The sequence below is a fragment of the Vibrio crassostreae 9ZC13 genome, assembly GCF_000272045.2.
Taxonomy (GTDB): domain Bacteria; phylum Pseudomonadota; class Gammaproteobacteria; order Enterobacterales; family Vibrionaceae; genus Vibrio; species Vibrio crassostreae_C.
Window position 1 is genome coordinate 1112078 of sequence record NZ_AJYZ02000019.1, and the last position, 24897, is coordinate 1136974.

24 protein-coding genes are annotated in these 24897 nt (G+C 45.2%); 17 read left to right on the forward strand and 7 right to left on the reverse strand.

The genetic code is table 11. The features are described 5' to 3' along the window. The first annotated feature begins 362 nt into the window (after nucleotides 1-362). Nucleotides 363-1268 carry a 30S ribosomal protein S6--L-glutamate ligase gene (gene rimK / locus A136_RS06110; RefSeq protein WP_004740040.1) on the forward strand — a complete coding sequence of 302 codons (906 nt, stop codon included), beginning with the start codon at nucleotides 363-365 and terminating at the stop codon, nucleotides 1266-1268. Between the two features lie 32 nt (nucleotides 1269-1300). Next, the gene (locus A136_RS06115; RefSeq protein ID WP_017064896.1) at nucleotides 1301-1729 is read left to right on the forward strand and encodes an ATP-dependent zinc protease family protein; all 429 of its coding nucleotides are present in this window, start codon (nucleotides 1301-1303) and stop codon (nucleotides 1727-1729) included. 75 nt (nucleotides 1730-1804) lie between these two features. Here A136_RS06115 and A136_RS06120 read toward each other — a convergent pair whose 3' ends face one another. Continuing rightward, on the reverse strand, nucleotides 1805-2593 hold the full coding sequence (locus A136_RS06120) for an MBL fold metallo-hydrolase (protein WP_017064897.1): 789 nt from the start codon (nucleotides 2591-2593) through the stop codon (nucleotides 1805-1807). Between the two features lie 354 nt (nucleotides 2594-2947). On the opposite strand from A136_RS06120, the gene A136_RS06125 reads away from it, so the two are divergent. The 8 genes from A136_RS06125 (at nucleotide 2948) to A136_RS06160 (ending at nucleotide 11329) form a co-directional block, all read left to right on the forward strand. Beyond that, complete coding sequence (locus A136_RS06125; protein WP_017064898.1) at nucleotides 2948-3979, forward strand: L-dopachrome tautomerase-related protein; 1032 nt, start codon at nucleotides 2948-2950, stop codon at nucleotides 3977-3979. A gap of 170 nt (nucleotides 3980-4149) precedes the next feature. Then, nucleotides 4150-4752, forward strand: coding sequence for a 2OG-Fe(II) oxygenase (locus A136_RS06130; RefSeq protein WP_017064899.1), 603 nt, complete (start codon nucleotides 4150-4152; stop codon nucleotides 4750-4752). Between the two features lie 305 nt (nucleotides 4753-5057). Continuing rightward, on the forward strand, nucleotides 5058-6350 hold the full coding sequence (locus A136_RS06135; RefSeq protein ID WP_017064900.1) for an extracellular solute-binding protein: 1293 nt from the start codon (nucleotides 5058-5060) through the stop codon (nucleotides 6348-6350). A 242-nt stretch (nucleotides 6351-6592) separates the two neighbouring features. Then, nucleotides 6593-7474 carry an ABC transporter permease subunit gene (locus A136_RS06140; protein ID WP_017064901.1) on the forward strand — a complete coding sequence of 294 codons (882 nt, stop codon included), beginning with the start codon at nucleotides 6593-6595 and terminating at the stop codon, nucleotides 7472-7474. A 38-nt stretch (nucleotides 7475-7512) separates the two neighbouring features. Beyond that, nucleotides 7513-8355 carry a sn-glycerol-3-phosphate ABC transporter permease UgpE gene (gene ugpE, locus A136_RS06145; RefSeq protein ID WP_017064902.1) on the forward strand — a complete coding sequence of 281 codons (843 nt, stop codon included), beginning with the start codon at nucleotides 7513-7515 and terminating at the stop codon, nucleotides 8353-8355. Continuing rightward, a complete protein-coding gene (ugpC, locus tag A136_RS06150) occupies nucleotides 8345-9655 on the forward strand; it encodes a sn-glycerol-3-phosphate ABC transporter ATP-binding protein UgpC (protein WP_017064903.1) in 1311 nt (436 codons plus the stop codon). The genes ugpE and ugpC overlap by 11 nt, the downstream gene beginning before the upstream one ends. Before the next feature lie 56 nt (nucleotides 9656-9711). After that, nucleotides 9712-10431, forward strand: a complete 720-nt coding sequence (locus A136_RS06155) for a glycerophosphodiester phosphodiesterase family protein (RefSeq protein WP_017064904.1) — start codon at nucleotides 9712-9714, stop codon at nucleotides 10429-10431. A gap of 160 nt (nucleotides 10432-10591) precedes the next feature. Beyond that, complete coding sequence (locus tag A136_RS06160) at nucleotides 10592-11329, forward strand: sulfite exporter TauE/SafE family protein (protein ID WP_017064905.1); 738 nt, start codon at nucleotides 10592-10594, stop codon at nucleotides 11327-11329. 104 nt (nucleotides 11330-11433) lie between these two features. Here the strand turns inward: A136_RS06160 and A136_RS06165 are convergent, their stop codons facing one another. Then, nucleotides 11434-12207 carry a L,D-transpeptidase family protein gene (locus A136_RS06165; protein WP_017064906.1) on the reverse strand — a complete coding sequence of 258 codons (774 nt, stop codon included), beginning with the start codon at nucleotides 12205-12207 and terminating at the stop codon, nucleotides 11434-11436. A 2-nt stretch (nucleotides 12208-12209) separates the two neighbouring features. After that, nucleotides 12210-12692 (reverse strand): GNAT family N-acetyltransferase, encoded by a 483-nt coding sequence (locus tag A136_RS06170; RefSeq protein ID WP_017064907.1) that lies wholly within the window; start codon nucleotides 12690-12692, stop codon nucleotides 12210-12212. Nucleotides 12693-12911: 219 nt separating this feature from the next. Between A136_RS06170 and A136_RS06175 the strand changes: the two genes are divergently transcribed. The 3 genes from A136_RS06175 to grxB all read left to right on the forward strand — a co-directional run bounded on the left by A136_RS06175 (nucleotide 12912) and on the right by grxB (nucleotide 15195). Further along, complete coding sequence (locus tag A136_RS06175) at nucleotides 12912-13892, forward strand: Gfo/Idh/MocA family protein (RefSeq protein WP_017060561.1); 981 nt, start codon at nucleotides 12912-12914, stop codon at nucleotides 13890-13892. 164 nt (nucleotides 13893-14056) lie between these two features. Then, entirely contained in the window at nucleotides 14057-14215 is a 159-nt protein-coding gene (locus A136_RS22570) for a hypothetical protein (RefSeq protein WP_004733064.1), read from the forward strand. A 347-nt stretch (nucleotides 14216-14562) separates the two neighbouring features. Continuing rightward, the gene (gene grxB / locus A136_RS06180) at nucleotides 14563-15195 is read left to right on the forward strand and encodes a glutaredoxin 2 (RefSeq protein WP_017064908.1); all 633 of its coding nucleotides are present in this window, start codon (nucleotides 14563-14565) and stop codon (nucleotides 15193-15195) included. A 140-nt stretch (nucleotides 15196-15335) separates the two neighbouring features. Here the strand turns inward: grxB and ppsR are convergent, their stop codons facing one another. After that, nucleotides 15336-16169, reverse strand: a complete 834-nt coding sequence (gene ppsR, locus A136_RS06185; RefSeq protein WP_017060559.1) for a posphoenolpyruvate synthetase regulatory kinase/phosphorylase PpsR — start codon at nucleotides 16167-16169, stop codon at nucleotides 15336-15338. 178 nt (nucleotides 16170-16347) lie between these two features. Between ppsR and ppsA the strand changes: the two genes are divergently transcribed. Further along, nucleotides 16348-18720, forward strand: a complete 2373-nt coding sequence (gene ppsA, locus A136_RS06190) for a phosphoenolpyruvate synthase (protein WP_017064909.1) — start codon at nucleotides 16348-16350, stop codon at nucleotides 18718-18720. Nucleotides 18721-18807: 87 nt separating this feature from the next. Here the strand turns inward: ppsA and A136_RS06195 are convergent, their stop codons facing one another. Together A136_RS06195 and A136_RS06200 are read right to left on the reverse strand one after the other, a co-directional pair. Next, nucleotides 18808-19599, reverse strand: a complete 792-nt coding sequence (locus A136_RS06195; RefSeq protein WP_017064910.1) for a hypothetical protein — start codon at nucleotides 19597-19599, stop codon at nucleotides 18808-18810. A gap of 66 nt (nucleotides 19600-19665) precedes the next feature. After that, nucleotides 19666-21021 carry a serine hydrolase domain-containing protein gene (locus A136_RS06200; protein WP_017060556.1) on the reverse strand — a complete coding sequence of 452 codons (1356 nt, stop codon included), beginning with the start codon at nucleotides 21019-21021 and terminating at the stop codon, nucleotides 19666-19668. 92 nt (nucleotides 21022-21113) lie between these two features. Here A136_RS06200 and A136_RS06205 point away from each other — a divergent pair, with 92 nt between their 5' ends. Together A136_RS06205 and A136_RS06210 are read left to right on the forward strand one after the other, a co-directional pair. Further along, nucleotides 21114-22088, forward strand: coding sequence for a helix-turn-helix domain-containing protein (locus A136_RS06205; protein WP_017064911.1), 975 nt, complete (start codon nucleotides 21114-21116; stop codon nucleotides 22086-22088). Between the two features lie 262 nt (nucleotides 22089-22350). After that, nucleotides 22351-23685: an MATE family efflux transporter gene (locus tag A136_RS06210; protein WP_029235266.1), complete on the forward strand. Its 1335-nt coding sequence runs from the start codon at nucleotides 22351-22353 to the stop codon at nucleotides 23683-23685. Between the two features lie 108 nt (nucleotides 23686-23793). Here the strand turns inward: A136_RS06210 and A136_RS06215 are convergent, their stop codons facing one another. Beyond that, nucleotides 23794-24027, reverse strand: coding sequence for a phosphonate metabolism protein (locus A136_RS06215; RefSeq protein WP_010428389.1), 234 nt, complete (start codon nucleotides 24025-24027; stop codon nucleotides 23794-23796). Nucleotides 24028-24180: 153 nt separating this feature from the next. Here A136_RS06215 and A136_RS06220 point away from each other — a divergent pair, with 153 nt between their 5' ends. Then, entirely contained in the window at nucleotides 24181-24669 is a 489-nt protein-coding gene (locus A136_RS06220; protein ID WP_017059446.1) for a helix-turn-helix domain-containing protein, read from the forward strand. The last annotated feature ends 228 nt before the right edge of the window (nucleotides 24670-24897 follow it).

A 24897-nucleotide genomic window follows, 5' to 3' on the forward strand; every position in this document is an offset into this window, starting at 1 on the left:
AGTAAGCTCGAAAGAGAAGCACTACGAACACTTATAGATCTATGTAACTGGCGTTATTAGTACACTTTTTAGCACCGAGTAAACGCGAGTTGGGTACAACCTAATATGCTCCTACCCCCAATATGAGTTAGGTTTCAACTCGCTTTTCCATTCCAATTCCCCTCTCAAGCCTGCTGTACCAATAGCTCACACAATCGATAAATTTCCGTTGTCGACTCGACAAATTTAATTCGTTTTCTTAGTTGAACGAAAAGCCTTAAGGTTCGCCCCGAAGCAAGCAAGGAGCCTCAGAAAAAACTGAAAGCTCAGCTAACAACTAATTTATTTGCAGTTACCAATCAGGTATTAACTAAGGAAACGCCATGCGTATCGCAATTCTTTCTCGCAACGAAAATCTATACTCTACCGCTCGTCTAAAGCAGGCTGGAGAAGCACGTGGTCATCAGGTCGATGTTATCGACACGTTGCACTGTGATATAGATATCGCGAGTAACAATCCGAAGATTCGCTACATGGGTGAAGAGCTACCTCAATACGATGCTGTTATTCCACGTATTGGCGCTTCCATTACCTTTTACGGAACTGCGGTTGTTCGCCAATTCGAAATGATGGGCACTTTTTGTATCAATGAGTCAGTAGCAATCAGTCGCTCTCGCGACAAACTGCGCTCACTACAACTGTTGTCTCGTAAAGGTATTGGCTTACCAAAAACAGGTTTCGCTAGCCGCCCAGACAAAATTCAAGACCTGATCAAAAACGTAGGTGGCGCGCCACTTGTGATCAAGCTACTTGAAGGTACTCAAGGTATCGGTGTAGTTTTAGCTGAAACAAACAAAGCAGCAGAAAGCGTTATCGAAGCGTTCATGGGCCTAAAAGCGAACATCTTGGTTCAAGAGTTCATTGAAGAAGCAAATGGCGCAGACATCCGTTGTTTTGTTGTTGGCAACAAAGTAATTGCTGCAATGAAGCGTCAAGCTGGTGAAGGTGAATTCCGCTCTAACCTGCACCGTGGCGGCACTGCTCAGCTGGTTAAACTAACCAAAGAAGAGCGCGCAACAGCAATCAATGCAGCGAAAATCATGGGATTAAACCTATGTGGTGTAGATATCCTACAATCTAAGAACGGCCCAGTAGTAATGGAAGTAAACTCTTCTCCAGGCCTAGAAGGCATCGAGAAAGCAACGGGTAAAGATGTAGCAGACATGATTTTCGAATTCATCGAGAAGAATGCAAAACCAAACGCTAACCGTACTCGTGGCAAGGGCTGATTGAATACCGATAACTCATGATTGGAAAGAAAATGAACAATAAAATGATCATAGGGAATACCGAAGCACTTTGCTTACCAGAGTTAGGGATAACTGGACTACATACACGTGTTGATACAGGGGCTAAAACCTCTTCTCTACACGTAGACAATCTACTATGTGTTAAATCAAATGGTGAGAAATTCGTAGAGTTCGACCTTCACCCAGACGTTTATCACTTAGAAGAAACAGTGCGCTGCAAGGCGAAGCTGAAAACAAGTAAAAGAATCAAGTCATCGAACGGCGAAGTTGAACACCGTTGTGTGATTGAAACCATGCTAAAAATCGGCGGTCAGGAATGGCCTATCGATATCACACTAAGCAACCGTCAAGATATGACTTATATGATGCTGCTTGGTCGTCAAGGCATGAGTGACAAAGTGATTGTTGACCCAGCGGGCGAATTTCTAATTTCTCACTAATTGAACTGCTCCACAGCTCAAATAGTGAGTCAACAACGCGTATTAATAAAGGCCAGTCTTTGAGACTGGCCTTTATTATTTATGGCGATTTTTTTTATCTTTAAACCCAAACCGCCAAACAGATTTTACCAAACCTTTGAGTTTGATTTTAGTCACTCGCCAATGTGTCACTGGTCTTCTTGGCGCACTCATCAGCAGATGTTCAAACGCTTGCTCACTCAAGTTCACTTGTCCCCCATGCGCCACCAGCAAGGTTTCGAGCTGCATGTCATAAATACGCGATACCGACTCTCGATACTTATTGGGATGAAAAATTGGGAAAGGCGGAATCAGTTTCTTCTTAACCTCGACCATTAAATCAGCCACATAAGCAACGCTGTGTGATGGGCAATAAACAGAGAGATCACGGTCGGTATGGCCCGGGGTTTCTAGAACCAACCAATCATCGAACCCCGGAATGCTATCCCCATCTGAAAGCTTGTAATCAGGCTTTAACTTTCTTGAATACCATAGATTTGCTTTAGGCTTGCCCAATCGGTTCGCCATCCACCGTGCTAATGCCAAATCGGTCAAATGCATCAATATGCCATCGATGCCGTGGTACCAATCCTTATCTCGATTTGCTGCAACCAAATTACAATTCGTGAGCTTTCTGAGTTTGTGCGCTGCCCCTGCGTGATCTGGATGCATGTGCGTCACAACCACTGTGTGTAGGTCGCTAAATTCACGGCCAAGATCATCTTCAATGAAAACTTTAAGATGGGGAATATCAGCTCGGCACGCACCATCAAGTAACAACAACCTGTCAGGGTACTCTACGAGATACATGTCTTGGATATAGCCTTTGATGGTATGGAGTTGCAAAACCGTATTCCTATTCGTTATTCCTGCCGTTCAGAACAAATTAACAGTTCAGCAACAAGTGGTCTAACCAGAATATAGCAAAGATCAACGAAATGTGGTTTTGTGAGTTCAAAATTACTGACACTGATAACAAAAAGATGAACCTGTTACTCGAAAAAGGTAATCACAATATTACAACCCCTTCATCATTATGATTTTTAAGAACTAAGTTCAATTTAACTGATTATCAATACGCACCAATATGAATAGGTTAAAGCTAATTATCAAATTTATTTTGAAAGTGTGACAAATACAAGGCTGTTGATGATTGTTAACCCATTGGTAACATTTGCGTAAATTATCAAGGGAAAGAAAATGAAAAAAACAATAATCTACACCGTACTAGCGAGCGCAATTTTGTCGACTTATGCACATGCAGAGACAAAGATCACTCCAAAACAAGCTACCGTGGTCGCGACCATGACTGAACGCCCAGGTAACCCTTCGGTTACACCAGATGGGCGTTTATTATTAAGCGTTCACCCGCTCGATCATCCAACGACTAAAGTCATCGAGTTAAGCGTGGCTGGAAATCAAACGCCATATCCGACGATGAAATATGCACAAGGTGAAAACTCTCAATTTAAGGCTGTCATTGCCATTCGTACCGATGATAACGGAGTCGCGTGGATTCTCGATCTGGCAACTCATACCATAACGGGCTGGGATACTCGCAATGAAGCATTAGTAAAAACGATAAATATACCCGCCTCTGTTCTAAAACCGACAAGCTTTCTACAAGACTTTGCTCTGGACCAAAAAAGACAACGTATTATCATTGCTGATATGACCCAGAACGATCTAAAAAGTGAAGCCATTCCAGCCTTTGTAACGGTTGACCTAAAGACGGGAGAAGCGGTTCGAGTGGCAGAAAACCACCCATCTATGAAAGCCGACAGTAAAACTGGTTTTGCGTTAAACCCAATCACGATCGATCCATCTTACGAATGGGTCTATTTCGGAGCTGTCAACGGACGCACTATTTATCGAGTGAAAGCGAGTGAGTTCGATAACGATGGAAAGACTGTCGCAGACAATATTAAAAGATACGCAGACAAACCTTATTCAGATGGTATTACTGTAGACAGTGCTCAGAACGTTTATGTTACGGATATTGAGAACAATGCAATTGGTGTGTCCACACCAAAAGGGTACCGAATTATTGCGACGCTGTCAGAGAACCAAACTTGGCCTGATGGCATGTCATTTGGTCCTGATGGCTATGTTTATGTAACTGTCAATCAACTGAACCGAACCGCAGCTTTAAATAACGGCAAAGATACTGGCATCAGACCATTCGAAGTCGTAAAAATCAAAGCACTGGCGACAGGAACGACCGGCCGATAATCAAACGAAAGTGAGCCTTTTATACTGGCTCACTTTCCTTTCTGAAGAGCCCCTTCCCTATTTCTACGAGTAAACGAAAGACATTTATCGTAACGACAAAACATGTGATTTGGTGACCTCAGTTATTCGGACTATATATGCGCCTCTAATTTATTGTCTGAGTGCTATACATGAACCAACTAATCGATGCTCTTTCTACCCAAGGTTATTTCGTTTGGGATGACTTCTTAACTCATGAAGAAGTGGTGGCATTGAGGGATTGCATTCCAGAGAACTGGAAAAAGGCTAGGATTGGCCGTAACGATGAAGTAACGCGAGAGTCGACCATTCGTAGTGACAAGATTCAATGGGTGCGCCGCGATATGGGTCAGCCAGCATCTCTGTTCCTAGACAAAATGGAACAAATTCGTTTAGCGGCAAACCAAGCGTTCTTTTTGGGTCTGTTCGAGTACGAAGCGCACTTTGCTAAATACGAAAAAGGCGACTTCTACCAGAAGCACTTAGACTGTTTCAAGGGCAATGAAAACCGCCGCCTGACCACTGTGTTCTATATGAATGATGAGTGGACAGAAGAAGACGCTGGTGAACTTGTGGTTTACGACCTAAAAGACAACCACATCACGACCATTCCACCAAAGTCAGGCCGCTTATTTGTGTTCTTATCTGAACAGTTCCCACACGAGGTACTGCCGACAAACACAGAGCGATTCAGTATTGCAGGTTGGTTCCGTATTAACGGCGTGAAAGACAACCAACTCGATATCGCACACTAGAACAAAGCCGATTATAACAAGCTCTAGCTTATTCAAAGCCTCTCCTTCGAGAGGCTTTTTTATGGAACAAATATTGAGCGAGTATTGAACAACATACCTCTTAAAAACCGCACGCAATAAATATTAAAACCATCAATAACTTTTCTCTTAAATGAAATCGAAATGAATCTTTCATATCAGTGAAACGGTTTAGCCACTTAAGTGAAATACGCCCTGTTCAAGATAGCTTCAAACGACACCCCTACCGTCTCGTTAACACTCTAATCCAATACCTCGACATCGATTTCATCCAAAAGGAAATGAAGATGAATAAGCTAATTTTGGCAGGCGTTCTTTCTGCGACAGCGGCAATGCCAGCGTTCGCAACGACTCAAGTCACTTGGTGGCACGCAATGGGCGGCCAGCTTGGAGAAACAGTAAACAAAATTGCGACCGACTTTAATGCGTCACAAGATGATTACGAGATCACGCCAATCTACAAAGGTTCATACACAGAGACCTTAACAGCCGGTATCGCGGCATACCGAGCAGGTGAAGCACCCAATATTCTGCAAGTCTTCGATGCAGGCGCAGCAACCATCATGAACGCGAAAGACGTCGCGAAACCGGTACAGGATATTCTGGTTGAGTCGGGTTACAACTTTAATTCAAACGACTACCTAGCAGGCGTTCGTAACTTCTATGCCGACAACCAAGGCAAGATGGTTGGTATGCCTTTCAACAGTTCGACACCGGTTCTTTACTACAACAAAGATCTTCTCGCGGAAGTGGGTGCAGACGCGCCTAAAACTTATGAAGAACTAGAAGTGGTCGCTAAGAAACTGAAGGCTGAAGGACACATCGCGTTTTCTCAATCTCTGACGCCGTGGATCATGTTTGAGAACTTTAAGTCTCGCCACAACCTGCCAGTCGCAGATCAAAACAACGGCTACGATGGCTTGTCCACTAAGATCATGTTCAACACCAAAGACATGATGATGCACGTTAGCAAGATGAAAGAGTGGTCAGATCTAGGTTACTACAAGTATTACGGCAGCGACTGGGATGCAAACCAAACCCCTTTCGAGCGCCAAGAAGTGGCGATGTGGATGGGTTCTTCAGGCTCATTCGGTGGCTTACGTAACCGCGTACCTTTCGAACTCGGCACCACATACCTTCCATACTGGAAATCGGTTAACCCAGACGCAGGCTTAACCTTCATTGGCGGCGCAGCTCTGTTTGCACTCAATGGCCATGACCAACAACAAGACAAAGGTGTCGCAGCGTTCTTTGATTACCTGACTAAGCCTGAAACTCAAGTCTACTGGCACAAAACCACTGGTTATGTACCTGTAACAACGGCTGCCTATGAGCTAGCGAAAGAGTCTGGCTACTACAACGAACAACCAGATGCAGAAGTGGGCGTTAAGCAGCTAAGCCTAAAATCGGGCGAATGGACTAAGGGCTACCGCTTAGGTTACTACCCTCAAATTCGTGAAGTGATGCATCGTGAGTTCGACAATATCTTCGCTGACCGCTCTAGCGTCGAGAATAGCCTAGATAAAGTCGAAGATGAGAGCAGCAAACTGCTGAAACGCTTCGCTCGTACGATGAACTAATTTGGCTTTTTAACCAAAGCAGATTACTGAGCTAAAGGCTTAACAAACCAAAGCCGTTCATTGCTCCTCACCACTTGTCACTGCGTCATTAAAAACGTAATGGCAAGGAGTGAGGAGATTCTTCACTAGCGCCATTTCTTGCTCCAAAAACTACAACTCAACTGGATGCATTCCTTTGCTATAGCGCTAGTGCTCACCGTAACTAACAGTGATAACAGTCACTAATTTTTGGGGATTACCCTGTGGAACGACGTCAGCAATTCTTTCACTCTCCGCTGCCTTACCTATTTTTGGCGCCTCAGATACTCATCATTGCGGTTTTCTTTATCTACCCTGCGGCAAAGGCAGTTTACCTGTCCTTCATGCTAGAAGACCCTTGGGGCACCTCATCGATATTCGTGTGGTTCGAAAACTATCAGATGCTATTCGAATCGAGCGAGTATTTGAACTCGATTGGCTTCACATTAATGTTCGCAATCGTGGTCTCTTTCTTATCGCTTGCCTTAGCGCTGCTGCTCGCGGTTAAAGCCGACAACATCATTCACGGACAAGGCGCTTACAAGGTCACTCTTACTTGGGTTTACGCGGTTGCTCCTGCGATTGCAGGCGTAATCGGTGCTTTCTTGTTTAACCCACACATTGGCGTGTTTACCGAGATATTTGCGGTTATAGGTTGGGACTTTAGCTTCCAAACCGACCCTGTGGATGCCACGTTTGCTCTGATTTTGGTTTCGGTGTGGAAACAGGTTTCGGTGAATTTCATCTACTTTCTAGCTGGACTTCAATCGATCTCTTACGCCGTAAAAGAAGCGGCAATGCTCGATTGTGTCAGCGACTCAAAACGTTTCTGGACCATTACTTTCCCGCTACTCGCACCTACAGGCTTCTTTCTTCTGGTCATCAACCTCACCTACTCGTTCTTTGAAACCTTTGGCGTGATCGACACCATGACCAATGGAGGCCCGGGTGGCGGCACAACGTCGTTGGTGTACAAGGTCTATCGAGACGGGTTTGTTGGCGCAGATTTAGGCGGCAGCTCTGCGCAGTCAGTTGTGTTGTTGCTATTGGTGCTCACTCTTACATTTATCCAGTTTCGCGTTGTAGAAAAGCGTGTTCATTACTAACCCACTACAGCTAGGTTTTAACGCGACAGGAGTTATTTATGAAAAGTAATAAGGTCTCTGACCACCTAATTTTAATTGCTGGGATGCTGTTTATGTTGGTCCCTATTTGGCTCATCTTCGCCAGCTCGACGCATAACCCAAACACCATTGTCAGCGAAGGCCTGCAATGGCTACCAGGCGATAACTTTACGGCCATTTATAGCGAAGCTTGGAACAAAAGCATGGGCTTCAGTGGCGAAGTCACCGCAAGCAAAATGATCGCCAACTCGATGATCATGGGGCTAGGTTTTGCGATCGGTAAGATCATCATTTCGATGATGGCCGCGTATGCTTTGGTCTACTTCAGGTTGCCTTATGCCACAGCTTGGTTCTGGTTGATCTTCGTGACGCTTTTGCTGCCATTAGAAGTGCGCATTATCCCTTCCTATGAGGTTGTCGCCGGGCTTGGGCTTCTTAATAGCTACACAGGTTTAATTCTGCCTTTGATCGCCTCAGCCACCGCGACGTTCTTTTTTAGGCAGTTCTTCAAAACCATCCCCGATGAATTGTTAGAAGCCGCTCAGCTAGATAACTCAGGTCCGTTTCGATTCTTTGTCGACATCTTACTGCCACTGTCTAAAACCATGATTGCCGCAATCTTCATCATCATGTTTGTGGTGGGTTGGAACCAATATCTGTGGCCAATCATGATGACCACGGACGAAGGCTACAACACCATCGTGATGGGCATCAAACAAGTACTCAACAACATCAATGAAACCAGTTTACCGCGCTACGACTATGTTTTTGCCATGGTGATTTTAGCTATGTTGCCACCCGTTTTAGTGGTGGTTGTATTTCAACGTTGGTTTGTAAAAGGGCTAGTAGAAAGTGAAAAATAATAACGACAAAAATCAAATGAACGATAACCGCATTCAATCACTCGCTGAGTACAAGATATCTCACCTGCCTTCTCACCAAGCTATCCACAAAAATACAGAGGACACCCCGATGCCAAAGTTAAAACAAACGTTAGGGCACACCCAAGCCACTCACAACCATACGCACAAAGCACCTACCATGTTAGGCATCAAAAACTTGGTAAAGACTTATGAGAATGGTCATCGTGCAGTGAAAGATGTCTCGCTTGAGATCGAAAAGGGTGAATTTCTTGTATTGGTTGGCCCATCGGGCTGCGGCAAGTCTTCTATCCTACGTTCAATTGCGGGGTTGGAAAGCATCTCTGGCGGAGAGATTCACTTAGGTGGCCGCCGTGTTGATAACGAAAAGCCAGCTCAACGAGATATCGCAATGGTCTTTCAAAATTACGCACTCTACCCTCACATGACGGTATACAAAAACCTCGCTTATGGTTTAAAGAACCGAGGTGTCAGCCAACACGTAATTGAAGAGAAGATTGAGAAAGTCGCCAAGACACTAAAGATCGAAGAGTACCTAGACCGCAAGCCAGCCAAGCTTTCGGGTGGTCAGCGCCAGCGCGTTGCTATGGGACGAGCGATTGTACGCGACCCTCAACTGTTCCTGTTTGACGAGCCTTTGTCTAACCTAGATGCCTCATTGCGCGCTCACATGAGGTTAGAAATCAAAAAGCTACAACGCGAGCTAGGCGTAACCAGTATTTACGTGACTCATGACCAAGTCGAAGCCATGACACTGGCAGATAGAATCGTGGTTCTCAACAAAGGTCAGATAGAACAAGTCGGCACACCAAGAGAAGTTTACCACCAGCCTGCCAGTACCTTTGTGGCAAGCTTTATTGGCAGCCCCGCGATGAACTTCCTAACTGCCACGCTCGATGATGGCTATCTTGAAATCGGTGATCAACAAATGTACCTGCCAGAGTACGCGCACGTTAAGAACGCGACTATCACGCTTGGCATTCGCCCTGAACACTCTGAGGTTTGTTCCGAATTAAAAATGAACACCTTGCCTCTCGAACTGCGTATCAGTGTGGTTGAGCCATTGGGGCCGAATCAATTGGTTCATGGCCTGGTGAACGACCAACCCTTTATCGCCGTCACGCCAGAAACGACACTATGCCAAGTACTGCCGCTCGGATTAAGCATTGATAAATCTAACCTGCATATTTTTGACAGTCGTGGAAAGCGTATTCAGCCGAATAACTTTACTTCACAAGAGTCACGCGAAGAGACGACAAGCATAACGACAGCCCTCGCTTAATCGAGTACACTGATATTTAATGCGTTTTTACGGTGCGTCTTTAAGAAGGATTAATTATGTCGTCTATCATCGTAGGTCATCGGGGTGTAGCAGGTACTCACCCAGAAAATACCAAAGCAAGCATTGAACAAGCCGCTAAACTCGGCTTGAAATGGATTGAAGTAGATATTCAGCCAACTCAGGATGATCAACTTGTGGTTTGTCACGACCACACCCTTGAGCGCTGCAGCGATGGCAAGGGGCGTGTCGACGAACACACCCTTGCAGAACTGCGTCAGCTTGATTTTGGCAGTTGGAAGTCTGAGCAGTTCGCAGGTGAAAGAATATTAACGTTGGAAGAGTTGCTCGCGCTTGCTGAACAGCATGATCTCAGCGTGAATTTAGAGATCAAAGTCGACAGTCGACATCAAGCGCCTCATGTCGTTGATTTGCTGCATACCGAGTTGATTCGTTCAAATCTAGACACCGACAGAGTTCTGCTTTCAAGTTTCAGCCATCAAGTCGTTTCTGAAATGGCTCGTCACCTGCCGAGATACCGCGTAGGTGTGATCACAGAGCAACTGACTCAAGCCGACTTGATGTTGATTGACGAGGTTAAAGCGTTCAGCTGTCACATGAACTACGAGCATGTGAATCAGAGCGATCTTGATACACTCAGTGAAGCAAACATCCAAACATGGTGCTACACAGTAAACGATCCGTCTCACTTCAAATTCATCTCAGAAGTAGATGCCGTATTCACTGATTTTCCAAATCAATTTACCTCTATAAATTGACCAAGCAAATACCGCAAAAACAACCCCGAGAGACTTTAAAATTAACTCTCGGGAAACCTTAAAATTAGGTAGCAAACACAAGTGAGTAGGAGTACATTCCGCTACTCACTTGGTTTCATTAGCTCGCTCTATTTAGACGGCTTCATTGGTTACTTAATTTATGGATCTCATTTTTAGTCCAACCTTCCCAATTTTGGGTGCAATCTTCATTTTCGCCGCTATTGTTCGTGGCTTCTCAGGTTTCGGTTTCACCTTAGTGGCATTGCCATTAAGTGCGTTATTCGAGCCTGTTATCGAACTGGTTCCCGTCTTCATGTTGATCGATCTCCTAGGCAATGTTCAATTACTGCCTAAAGTTCGAAAGCATGTTAACTGGCGCTGGGTTTTAAAGGTATTTATCCCTTGTTTTGCCTTCACACCAGTCGGCCTACTTCTGCTTAAATCCGTTAGCCAAGACACGATCATCTTGATCATCAGTGCCTTCATTTTTGCGTCTGCGCTTATGATCTATAAAGGCTTCCAGTACAAAAGCGAACCTAGATTTGCTCCCTATATTCTAGGCAGCCTTGCAGGTGTAATGAACGGCGCGGCTTCGATGTCAGGACCTCCAATTGGCACTCATGCATTGGCAAGCCCAGTCGCTCCGCACATTGCTAGAGCCGGACTGATAGCCTTCTTTGTCTTGGCGGATTCCACTGCATTTGTTTCGGCATCTATCGCTGGGTTAGTCGACCGCGATGTAGTTTGGCTGACTCTCGCGCTTCTACCAAGCAGCATGCTTGGCGGTTATGTGGGTTCTAAACTGTTCGAGAGATTTGGTGGAGCGAAGTTTAAGCCAGTCACCATTGCATTGCTGATTGTGATTGCAATATTCAGTGCAGGTCGAGTCTTACTGTAACGGCTTTAGCGTTTAATTTTGGACGTTGCTTTTACGAATTGGTTTCGCGAATTGATTGCGCTAATTGACTGCGGAAAGTGATTAAGAAAACTGGGTACCAATGACTACCATTCGATATGGATAGGGGTACCCATTTTTACAAGTTGAAGAAACTCATCCATATCTTGATTGGTTAACGCGATACAGCCATCCGTCCAATCAAAACTTTGAATAAAGCTCGGCGAACGACGCTCGCCGTTTTTGATGCCATGGATTTTGATGTTTCCTCCAGGATCTACATCATTTTGCTCTGCCCATTGCATATCCGAAGGTTGCGGATAGTTAATATGTACTGAGCGATAAAAGTCCGACTCTTCCATCACATAATCGAGCTGGTATTCCCCTTCCGGCGTTCGGTTGTCCCCTTCAAAGCGTTTATGCCCTTTCGGTTGTTTGCCTAGCGCAATACGAAACTCCTGAATCACCTCTTCACCTTTTAGCAGATACATCCTACGTTTCGATTTATCGACTTTAACTAACGTAACCACTTGCGACAGCGAATCTATCTCAGATGCGCTATCCGGTACGTTGTAAAACTGTCGAGAGGAACTTTGAGGTGGACGTTTCGATGACCCTTGAGAAAACTGAGCTACCTTTTCATCAGGGCTACTGTTAAGAACATCATCCACAATAATCACATGCTCGGAGTTTGAGCTCGTGGAAGAGGTTGAGTTAGATGAAGACGTTGAGACACGTTGAGAATGAGCCGGTGCAGACTCGAATACGATGGTTTCGATAGCGGTCGCGTCAGAGACTATTTTCTCGACCACGACTTGCTCAGCATTCGCGTTCGAAGCCACAAACAGTAAACACAGTGATAAAGGCAGAAACAGACGCACCTTTAGATCTCCTCAAAACGCATGGACATGGTTCGTGACTGAGTTTCCATTCCTAACGACTCATAGAAACCCTGAGCTTGTTGGTTAAACTCCATTACCTCCAACCTAAGTTCTATCGCTCCTCTCGCCTGCGCCCATTGATTAAAAGACTTCATTAACGCTCGACCAGCACCTTTGCTCTGAACCTGATCGTTCACCACAATCGTATTGACCCTTGCCACCTTGTGCGGCTGAATAAAACTGACGCCTTTGTTCTGCGTTACCTTACCCGCTAAAAAGCCAACGACTTGCTTGTCGTCTACTGCAACCAAGAAAGCGCCAAGTGGGTCAAGCATCAAACCTAACCAATACTCTTCACTGTCGGCCAAGCCTTGTGACGCTGGTGCAAATACCATAGGCGCACCAAGATGATGTTGACGGTTTATCTGCTCAGAGAGCGCTAAGATCGCGTTAATATCGGTTACCTTGGCCGTCCGGATTTGCATATCATCACCTTGTTTGAATTCAATAACACCTTAGCAAAAATGGCTTAGTTGTGCACCGTTACACTGGTCAACTCAGACGCTCTGTGAAGGCTGAACATTAATATTAGGCACTATGTTTAGGGAAATTGTTCCGTAAATCTCAGGCACATTGCCAGCCGTTGAGTGCTACTATCTCTGCAGAATCAATATACTAACGACGACTAACGACTGGATACCTATATGATTAAGTTTGCTGTAATTGGAACCAATTGGATTACACAAAAGTTTGTTCAAGCTGCGCACGAATCTCAATCGATGCAACTTGCTGCGGTTTACTCTCGAAATCTAGACAGCGCGGCACAGTTCGCCCAAGAATTTGACGTTGAAACCACGTATGACTCACTCGACGCATTGGCCAATGACAACACTGTAGAAGCCGTGTACATCGCTTCCCCTAACTCACTGCATTGCGAGCAATCTATCTTCATGATGGAACACGGCAAGCATGTTATCTGTGAAAAGCCGGTTGCATCAAATATTGATGAAGCAACACGCATGTTCGAAGTCGCTGAGAAAAACGGTGTGGTGCTGTTTGAGGCGTATAAATCTCAATTCCTACCGAACTTTAAGCAAGTTCAACTTGGGTTAGAAAAGATTGGCAAGGTACATAAAGCACACATCAACTACTGCCAGTATTCATCGCGCTACCAAAAATACCTAAACGGCGAGAACCCAAATACCTTCAACCCAGCTTTTTCTAACGGCTCATTGGTCGATATTGGCTTTTACTGTGTTGCCGCGACAGTCGCGCTATTTGGCAAACCTGAAAACGCACAGGCTTCTGCAAAGCTACTTGATTCAGGTGTCGATGCTCATGGCTGTGCGATCTTCCAATACCCTGAGTTTGATGTGACCCTTGCGCACTCCAAAGTCAGCGACTCTTATGCGCCAAGCGAGATCCAAGGTGAATTAGGGGCGATCATCATCGATCACATCGCTGAATGTACTGACGTTAAGATCCGCTACCGCGATGGCACGGTAGAAAACCTTACTCAAGCACAAAGCGAAAACTCCATGAGTTACGAAGCGCAGGCCTTTGCTAGCTGCATTGCTGGCGACAACGCAACACAAGCGCAGGCCCAACTGCGCGCTTTAACGGTTGCGAAGTTAATTACAGAGATGCGCCAACAAGTTGGTGTAGTGTATCCAGCGGATAAATAACGTCACAGCGTAAGTTAACAAACTGATTTTTAATACATAATTATTTATACATAACTGAATTTAATCTTTACGACAAATAACCGGATTAGTTGATTGAGGTCCCATCTGTTTAAATCCGCGTTCGATATCTATCGTATTTATTTAATTTATTGAAGGTGTGTAAAGTGTTTTCAGTTGATGATCGCGTTGTAGCAACAAAAGGTGTTGAACTAGGTGAAATGGTAGTAACTGGCCTAAGTGCTGGTGGCGGCTACGTTCACGTTACAACGGTAGAAGGCGCAATGACGCTTACTTACCCAGCGCAAGATCTTAAAAAAGCATAGTTTAACCACTCTGCCCTTTTAGTAGTCACTCTACTAAAGGTAACAAAATTGAGGCTTTGGCTGACTTCACTCTTCTGCATTAGAGTAAGCAGCCAGAGCCTTTTTTATGCCTGTAATTTACCCACTAGCTTTCTCATTCGCTTACTCGTTACAATAAAACCGCACTCAACTGACAATAGAATTAGGCAACGAGTTTCTACACTAAGTGCTTATTCCCATCGTTCTCTTGATATCCCCGAGCACTTAATCGCAGTGAATAGTTCTTGTTGACAAAGGCTTATTGTCTGCGAAAGTTTCTGGTACATTAGCATCATCTTATACTAAGAAAGACCCGAATGAGGGAAGCTATGAAGCTTTACATTTACGGCCACTGCCCTTTCTGTGCAAGAGTCTCCTACATTGCTCAATCGCTAGGCTTGAACATTGAGCTTGTTTCTGTCGATTATGATGATGCCCAAACCCTTATCGATCTGATCGGTAAAAAGATGGTACCCGTCTTCCAAAAAGACGATGGCTCTATCATGGCAGAGAGCCTAGATATCATCGCGTACTTCATGGACTTGAAATCAAGCGATGAGCAGCGTGTGCCATCTGAGCAAGTGACTGTGTTCCAAACTCGCGCATTCCCTCTTACTCAACAGATTGGACGCCCACGTTGGTGGAACCTCGACTTGGCTGAATATCGCTCTGCTGGAGCCAAAGAAGCTTGGCGTGCCAGTAAAGAGACCGAAGGTTTTAACTTTGAAGAACTGTTAGAAAAGACGCCTCAGTTCGTTCAACTGATTAACCCATTACTGAAAGATGCCGAACTCTTACTGGATCTAGAGAATGGTGAGTCATCACTGCCTCTAGTCGATCAAGCGGTGTATTTCTCGATGCTTCGTGGCTTTTGCGTAGAACCAAGCATCACATGGCCACCAGCACTTGAACGCTGGTTAGAAAAGAAAAGTGAAACGCTAAAGCTGTCTTTACTTCGCTAGAAAGCTATCTCGATTAAGAAAACAAGCTCTGACTCGCAAGCGACTACAACGAGCACAAACAAAAAATCGAAGCTCTCAGGTGTAAACTGCGAGCTTCGATTTTCTTTTATCTGGCCATTCTATTTCTCTAAGGCTTTGTCTTACAGCAGACGCCTTCTCAAACCTGTTCGCTCCAAGATTCGTGTCGAAATTTCTTCAACCGATAGTGAAGAGGTGTTGATGTAAGGTATCGCTTCTCGACGGAACATCGCCTCTACCGTTTGCAATTCATACAAACATTGTGAGTCACTGGCGTATTCGCTGCCTGCTAAGCGGTTCTCACGAATTTCAGTGAGCCTTTCTGCATCAATGGTCAAACCAAACAGCTTATGTCGGTAAATCTCAAACTCTGGCAACAGCTTTAAGCGTGCCAAGTCATCGTGGATAAATGGGTAGTTTGCTACGCGTAAGCCAAACTGCATCGCCATATACAAACTTGTTGGTGTTTTGCCACTTCGAGAAACACCCAACAAGATGATGTCGGCTTCTTCCAGTCCTTTTAGCGTGATGCCATCATCATGCGCGAGCGTGTACTCAATCGCAGCAATACGGTCGAAATACTTCACCGAGTCCTTGTTTACACTGCGTGAGCGCTGCAACTTAGGAACAGGCGCCATCTGAATGTCATCCTGTACTTTCTGCACGATGCTCTCTAACACGTCATAACAGTGCGCGGGCGCTTCTAGCAATTTGGTTTTGATATCAGGTATCACAATCGAAAAGAACACTAGCGGTTCTAATCCGGTATCACGATACGAAATTTCAATCTCTTTTAATAAATCAGAAAGTTTGTCCTCACTTTCCACAAACGGAAAGGTTTTTTCATTGGCTTTAAAAGGGAATTGACCTAGAACAACATGCCCTAAAGTCTCACATGTTATGGCCGTTCCATCAGAAACATAGAATACATCACGACTTTGGATATCAATTTGCATTTTTTATTTAATGTTTAAAATTATTTTGAGTAGGATGGGAACCATAATATATATAACGAAACCCTGCTGACTATTACGTCCCCCACAGCTTTAAAAAATAATTTACATTTTTTTAAACTGATACGTAATCGTTTGCCTTTAAATCCCTACAATGCTTGCTATGTTTCTGGAGAAATAAATGCAAAATAATACCCTATGGTTCAATGGCCTATCCATGGAAGATGTCGACAAAGTCGGCGGTAAGAACGCCTCACTGGGCGAGATGGTTTCTAACCTGTCCAATGCTGGTGTTTCTGTACCTAATGGTTTTGCTACCACCTCTTATGCGTTTAACGACTTTCTTGATTACAAAGGTCTTGATGAGCGCATTCACCAACTACTTGATGAACTTGATGTTGAAGACGTTGACGCACTGCGTAAGACAGGTGCAACGATTCGACAATGGGTTCTAGATGCCCCCTTCCCAGAATCACTAGAGCAAGATATCCGTGAGAACTACCGTGAGCTAATTGAAGACAACGAAGAATTGTCTGTAGCGGTTCGTTCATCGGCAACCGCAGAAGATCTTCCAGATGCTTCTTTCGCAGGCCAGCAAGAAACCTTCCTTAACGTGAAAGGCATCGATGCGGTACTCGAAGCAACCAAGCACGTTTACGCGTCACTCTTTAACGACCGCGCTATCTCTTACCGTGTACACCAAGGCTTTGACCACCGTGGCATTTCATTGTCTGCGGGTATCCAGCGCATGGTTCGCTCAGACAAAGCCTCTTCAGGTGTGATGTTCACGCTTGATACTGAGTCTGGCTTCGACCAAGTGGTATTCATCACCTCTTCTTGGGGCTTGGGTGAAATGGTTGTACAGGGCGCAGTGAACCCAGACGAGTTCTACGTTCACAAGCCAATGTTAGAAGCGGGTCACTACCCAATCGTTAAAAAGACGTTTGGTTCTAAGTTGATCAAGATGATCTACTCGACCAATCAAGAAATCGGCAAGCAAGTCGATATCATCGACACCGACACTCAAGAGCGTAACGAGTTCTCACTCAACGATGAAGAGATCAAAGAGCTAGCAAAACAAGCGATGATCATCGAGAAGCACTACCAACGTCCAATGGACATTGAGTGGGCGAAAGATGGCATCGACGGCAAGCTTTACATCGTTCAGGCTCGCCCAGAAACCGTATGTTCTCAAAGCGATCAAAACGTTATCGAGCGTTACGAGCTAAACAATAAGGCGGATGTCTTGGTTGAAGGCCGCGCTATCGGTCAGCGTATCGGCTCTGGCCCTGTTCGCTTGGTTGATTCTCTAGACCAAATGTCACTGGTTCAAGAAGGCGACGTGCTGGTAACTGACATGACAGACCCAGACTGGGAACCTGTGATGAAGAAAGCGTCTGCGATTGTGACTAACCGTGGTGGCCGTACTTGTCACGCTGCGATCATTGCTCGCGAGCTTGGTATCCCAGCGATTGTTGGTTGTGGTACAGCAACAAGCAGCCTAAACGATGGCGATACCGTGACAGTGTCATGTTCAGAAGGCGAAACAGGCTACGTTTACGACGGCGAACTCGATTTTGAAATCAAACGTTCTGAGGTTGATGAGCTACCAATGCTACCAACCAAAGTAATGATGAACGTGGGTAACCCAGATCGTGCCTTCGACTTTGCACAAATCCCGAACGAAGGTGTTGGCCTTGCTCGTCTAGAATTCATCATCAACAAGATGATCGGTATTCACCCTAAAGCGCTGCTTAACTTCGATGCACAAACGGATGAGCTAAAAGCGGAAATCAACGAACGTATTCGTGGCTACAAAGATCCTATCGATTTCTACGTAAGCAAATTAACAGAAGGCATCGCGACTATCGCTTCTGCATTCTGGCCTAAGCGTGTGATCGTACGTATGTCTGACTTTAAGTCGAACGAGTACAGCAACCTAGTCGGCGGTAAAACGTTTGAACCGCATGAAGAGAACCCAATGCTGGGCTTCCGTGGTGCATCTCGTTACATCTCACCAGTATTCGAAGACTGTTTCGAGCTAGAAACTCAAGCGATCAAACGCGTTCGCAACGAAATGGGCCTTAAGAACGTTGAAATCATGATCCCATTCGTTCGTACTCCAAGCGAAGCGGCATCGGTTATCGACATTCTGGCTAAATTCGACCTTCGCCGTGGCGACCAAGGTCTGAAAGTGATCATGATGTGTGAGCTACCATCGAACGCAATCTTGGCTGATGAGTTCTTGAAGTACTTCGATGGCTTCTCTATCGGCTCAAACGACATGACGCAACTGACACTTGGCCTCGACCGAGATTCAGGCGATGTGGCACACCTCTTCGATGAGCGTAACCCAGCCGTGAAAGCAATGCTGAAAATGGCGATCGATGCGGCAACCAAAGCGGGTAAATACGTGGGTATTTGTGGCCAAGGCCCATCTGACCATGACGACCTAGCAGAGTGGTTAATGGAGCAAGGCATCAGCTCTGTTTCACTAAACCCGGATACGGTTATCGATACGTGGTTGAAGCTAGGTAACGTTGCTAATAAATAAGTAACGTTTTACGCAGTACCTAAACGACAAAAGCCAGTCACATTGACTGGCTTTTTTAGGTTCTTTGCAAATTAGCTGGCTAGAGCGCTAGAAGTAGTATCTCACACCAACCCAAGCTTCGGTTTGCCAACCATTCGGCATTGACACACCTTTCACATCAACATCCGCTTTGGTAATGTCATAGCGCGTATTCAACCACCAAGTTCTTGCAGTGTTCATCGGCACATTTAACGATGTTTTAAATGAGAAGTTTTGCATGTCGATATCATCACCAGAAAGATCTTGCCACTCAGGAACCAAAGACACATAAGCGCCAGAGTCACCGAGATGCTTCGCGGTAATCAAACCAAGCGAGTATCCCGTTAAATCATCTTTAGATGAAGTGACGCCAGGGATCTCCATACTACCAGTCATCAGTCCTGCTCTTGGAAATACCAGGAATCCACCGGTATAAGCTGGATTAATCGCAACAACACCGCCAACCGACAATAAGTCATTTTTAATACTGTTGCGCGTATTAATATAATCTAATGAAAGACCCACTTTAGGCGTAGCTTTCGTCCCTGTTTCAAAGACGTGGAAGTACTGAATTCTAGAGTTGCTGTACTCTGTACCGAATTTGTCTGGATCGCGAAGCGCTGTGTTGCTTTCATCGACAAACGTCCCTTCGGCCAGTAGGGCAAACTGCTGACCGTTTTCTAAACCGCCAGAAACTTGCCCTTGAAATTGGATATCTGAACTACCATTCAGCATCAATGCAGCTTGAGTATAAACTTTAGTGACATCAGCAGGATCGATAACACGTTCGGAATCTGAATCGGCATGTGCAGGAAGGGCTAGACCTAAACTCAACGGGATTAATAGAGCAAACTTTTTCATTATATCTCTCGAAAGTCGTTTGCTTCCTCCTTGAAGCCTGGAACATCCTGTTAGGTAATAAATAGATTACTTGTCAGCAAGTAGTTTTGCTGCCGAACGCATTAGTGCAGGGCCTTTATTCTCACCAAAACCTGAGTGGTATGGGTTGGTTGAGAACATCACACCCACAAAGTCACGTGCAGGATCGATGTAAATAAATTGGCCTAGGTTGCCACTTTTCGACATTGCACCGTCATTGAAAATGAAATCAAATTGGTATGCGTTGTAGTCTGCTTTTTCGTTGTATGCGTGCAGTGAACTGCTCTCTTTGCTAGTACCTACGAATGCTTTTGGATCACCGCCGTTGCGGATACGATCAATCACAGCTTGTGACACCACTGGCTCATCAGCCACCGCTTTCCAGCTAGGTGTAAATAGTGTTCCCCAGCGAGCCATGTCTTCTACCGTTGATGAAACCAAGCCAACCGCGATCGCCATGCCATCTGGCGTCAAGTTGAATTGCATTGGTTGACGTGCGTGCACTTTTGACCAAACACGATCTTCGAATACTTGAGTCCAAGTTTTGTTCTCAACGTTTTCAACTAACTTAGTCAGCACCATGGTGTTGATAGATGCGTAACGGAAATGGTCACCGGCTTTTTCACCTTCCAGTTTCTGTGCACCTTGAGCCACTTCCATCCAAGTTTCCATTTCACCCGTTTTTGCACGAGGTGAGTTAAACGATGCCGCAAAGAAACGCACCACATCAGAGTCTGGGTTCAAGATAGACTCTAATGTCTCTTCATTGTCTAGCGCGGTCGACATGTTCAGAACTTGGTGTACTGTGATGCCATCCCAGTTCGTTCCTTTCAATTCAGAAACATACTCAGCGATCTCTTTTTCAGGGTCGACTTTGCCCTCTTCCACTAACATTGCGATCACTGTGCCAACCGTCGTTTTTGCTGTAGATGCCCAAACGTGCGTATCTGTCGGCTTCATACCTGGGTAAGCTTCGTAAACGATCTCCCCTTTGTGAATCAACATAAAGCCTTGGGTACGGAACTGTTCATCCGCCAAGTACTCATCCATTGTCAACTGACCTTTGCTTTCAGTATCAACTTTCAGTGCAGCGAGTCGTGGGTCGATATTTTTGACTAAAGGCTTGTACTCTTCGTTTGGAGCCGCCAGTGCCGTTGGTAGAAACTCACTCATGTGCATGTTGTAGTAAACGCTGTGGTCGCCGCCCATCTGCCAATGAAAGTTATTGAATAACTCACGAGCTGAGTCAGTAAAACTTGGGGTAAATGCTGTGCTCGCCTCTTTCACGGTCAAGGTAACTTGAGCACCTTCAACTTTCAGAGCTTCTTCAACTGGGTTTGCTGCAAGAGCAAATGATGATGGGGTCGCTAACGATACTAGAACGGCAATGTGTTTAAGTTTCATAATTGTTCTCCTGTTTGGGTTAGGAAAAGTATAGGGAGATGCGCTACACTTAATTAGGTCACTTGATGACATTTAATGGTAGGCACAAAACAATGAAAGCATCATCGAACACCACCAGCATACTGCTCACTTCGACCAGTAACATTGCTCCATATATTCAGTATTGTGACAAACATAGACTGGATTGGCGCACCGTCGCCGTTGCGTGCGGTCTACCCATTGAACTGACACAATCCAATCAATGGCTTCCTACACAAGACGTGATTCGCTTCATTCATGGCCTTGAGCGTAAGTTTGGCTATTCGATAGGGATTGAGGTTGGACGTAAGGCCTCTCTAGAGCAATTGTCACCTGAGCTAGACCGAAAAATTGAACAATGCACTTCTCTCGAGCAAGCGGTACGCTGCTTGATTACTGAAATATCGACCTTAAGTAATCACGTCACCATATGGACGGAAAAAAGCGATGGATTGTGGTGGCTGTGTCATCGAAGTTGCTATCACCCATCGACCTCAGGTTTTGAACAAGCAGAATGGTTTCGCGCCCTGACCGTGATTAGCCTATGCCGTAAGTTCATTGACAGTCGCTGGCAACCATCACACGCCAAGTTGGTCTCTAAGCACAACAGCGCACGTAAATTACCTAAGCATTTCTTTGATTCTGATATTCAGTTTGAAGAGCAATACGGTGCGTTCTCGATTCCGCTGCCCGATGATTATCGTGCCATTTCAGAACGAAATAGTACCCAAGATTGGCATCACGCTGTCGAGATATTAATAGACACCTATGCGACTCTACCTTGGTTCAATATTGAGTGGTTTGCGACCATGCTCGGCATGACAAAACGAACGCTGCAGAGAAACCTGAAGAGCAAAAACATTCTCTTTAAACAAGCCAAAGAACAAGTTCGGGAAGCTAAAGCAAAACAGCTACTTGAAGAGACCAACCTTTCTGTTCAAGACATCAGTTGGCAAGTGGGTTACAGCGACTTGAGTAATTTCAATCGTGCATTCAAAGGTTGGGTTGGAGTCACGCCACCAAGTTATCGGGATAAAGCGAAACATTAGAAATAGTCGAATGGAAAACCTTTAGACCCAATCCGCTAATATAAAACTCAGAAACAAGATACGACACCTTAAATTTCAATAAGCGAACGCATAAAGTTGCATTGCACAATGCTCACATACCGATGAAACTGTGCAAAGGTAATATCGATAGATTTAATGACATTTATTGGTATCGAGCTAACGTTACGTTATCCTTTACGCAATTCTTCATTGAGTGGATTGTCACTACGACAAACCTACCTTCAAGACTGATAAGAGTGTTATGAATTCTACGACCGCAACTCCCTCGCCTTCTCTTGGCCGACAACTCTATACAATGACATGGCCAATGCTGTTTGGGGTGCTCTCCCTGATGAGCTTCCAACTTGTAGACAGTGCTTTTATTGGCCAGTTAGGCGTACTGCCGCTCGCGGTTCAAGGCTTCACGCTACCAATTCAAATGATCATTATCGGGATTCAAGTCGGACTAGGCATCGCGACAACGGCTGTGATCGCGAGAGCTATTGGGGCTAACGAGATACGCTATGCCAAACAGCTCGGCGGATTAGTCGTTGCGATGGGCAGTGTGAGTGTCGCGCTGTTCTCGGTCATCATCTATCTGTTGCGTGGTCCTATTTTACAACTCCTCGATGCACCACCGACGGTACTGCCGATCATTGATTATTACTGGATCTATTGGCTGGTAAGCTCTTGGACAGGCGCACTGCTCTACTTTTTCTACAGTGTGTGTCGTGCCAATGGTAATACCATGCTGCCCGGTTCGATGATGATCGCGACCAGCATCATCAACTTGATATTGGACCCGATTTTCATATTCACGCTCGACATGGGCATCAACGGAGCCGCGATTGCGACCATCTTGGCGTTCGGTGCGGGTATCTTTATCGTTGCTCCTAAGGTAACTAAGAAGCATTGGATGACATTCGACTGGCACGATCTTGATATCGGCAAGAGTATTCGTTCTATAGGAAACATCATGGGGCCTGCGATGATCAGTCAGCTACTGCCACCAGTCTCTTCGATGCTCGCCACCAAACTGCTTGCAGGCTACGGCACAGCAGCCGTTGCAGCTTGGGCGCTAGGTTCACGTTTTGAGTTCTTTTCGATTGTTGCAGTGCTTGCTCTGACTATGTCGATGCCACCTATGATTGGCCGAATGTTGGGAGAAAAGAACCTAGGGAACATACGTAGTCTTGTGAAGATTGCCGTGATGTTTGTATTAGGATTCCAATTGGTGATCGCACTGGTAACTTGGGTGTTCTCTGGCGGGTTGGCAAATCTCATGACCAGCGAAGACGAAGTCTCGACCATTTTGAACTACCACTTACTTATCGTTCCTATCAGTTTAGGGCCGTTGGGTATCTGTATGCTGATGGTTTCTATCTCGAATGCGCTTGGTAAGTCTTATACTGCCTTAACGATATCAGCACTGCGCCTGTTCGCTTTCTTCTTACCTTGCCTATGGGTTGGCTCGCAGTTTGCTGGCATTGAAGGTCTATTCTGGGGAGCCATGGTAGGTAATGTACTTGCCGGCACTTGCGCATGGTTTATGTACCAGCGAGCGCTTGGGCAAGTCGAGGCTAAGCTTTCTAATTAATCAGTTAGCGAACTAAACGGCTTGCCAGCTAAACCGCTATAAAGTTATTAAACGAAAAAGCAGCCACTTAGGCTGCTTTTTTAGTTTCAGACTTAAAATATATTGGGGTTAGACTTGCTCAAAGTAAGCCAAAAACTCACCGCAATCTTTTTGGAATGGTGGCAATATTTCTGCTAGTGTTTCATCATCCCAATGCCACCATTCAAAGCTTTCTAATCGCTCGGCATAGCTAGGAGCATCAAACCGAGGACGCAGTTGCCAAACGCAATCGAGTATGGCGGTACGCCTTAAGCAGCGGTTGCCAACGAAAACAATCAAGCAGTTCAGGCCCTGCATCAACATAAATGAGTTAATCATTCCATTGTATCAAAGTACTTCACCAGCCTAAAACTGCAGTACTTCAGTTTCATTCGGGACCATTTTAAAAGGAAGTTATACCAATTAAAGTAAAAATGTGATCTAATTAAGATTGATGAATTATTGTGAAATTTAGCCATGGATAGCCTTAATAACACTGACTTCAAAAAGCTTGCGAGCCAGCAAAAAACCATTCAGATGAAGATGCGTTTACTTGCGCTCGCACACTTTAAAGACGGCCTCTCTCGTACACAAATTGCAAAATCTCTCAAAGTCAGTCGAACCAGTGTCAATAAATGGGTTCGGATTTTTTTTGAAGAAGGCCTAGAAGGACTTCAAGAAAAACCTCGGACTGGTAGGCCTGCATACCTCACCGATGAGCAGCGGGCTCAACTCAGTGCCTTCATAAAAAAAGAAGCTGAATCACCTTCTGGTGGCCGCCTTGTTGGAAGCGATATACATGACTACATCGTTAAACACTTTGACAAGCACTACCACCCTAATTCCATCTATTATCTCCTCGACCACATGGGTTTTTCTTGGATAACTTCTCGTTCCAAACACCCTAAACAATCACAGCAAATACAAGACGATTTTAAAAAAATTCCAAATCGAAACGATCCTTAAGATCCCCGGCCATATTGGGCTAGAGAGTGTTGATGTCTGGTTTCAAGACGAAGCTAGGTTTGGTCAGCAGAACACAACAACACGTCTTTGGGCTACTCGTGGAACGAGACCTCGCGTAGTAAAACAGCAGCAATTTGAATACGCTTATTTGTTTGGCTCAGTGTGCCCATCGAGAGCAGATATCTAAAGTCACAGAAAAAGACCGTCATTCAGTGGTAATAATGGATG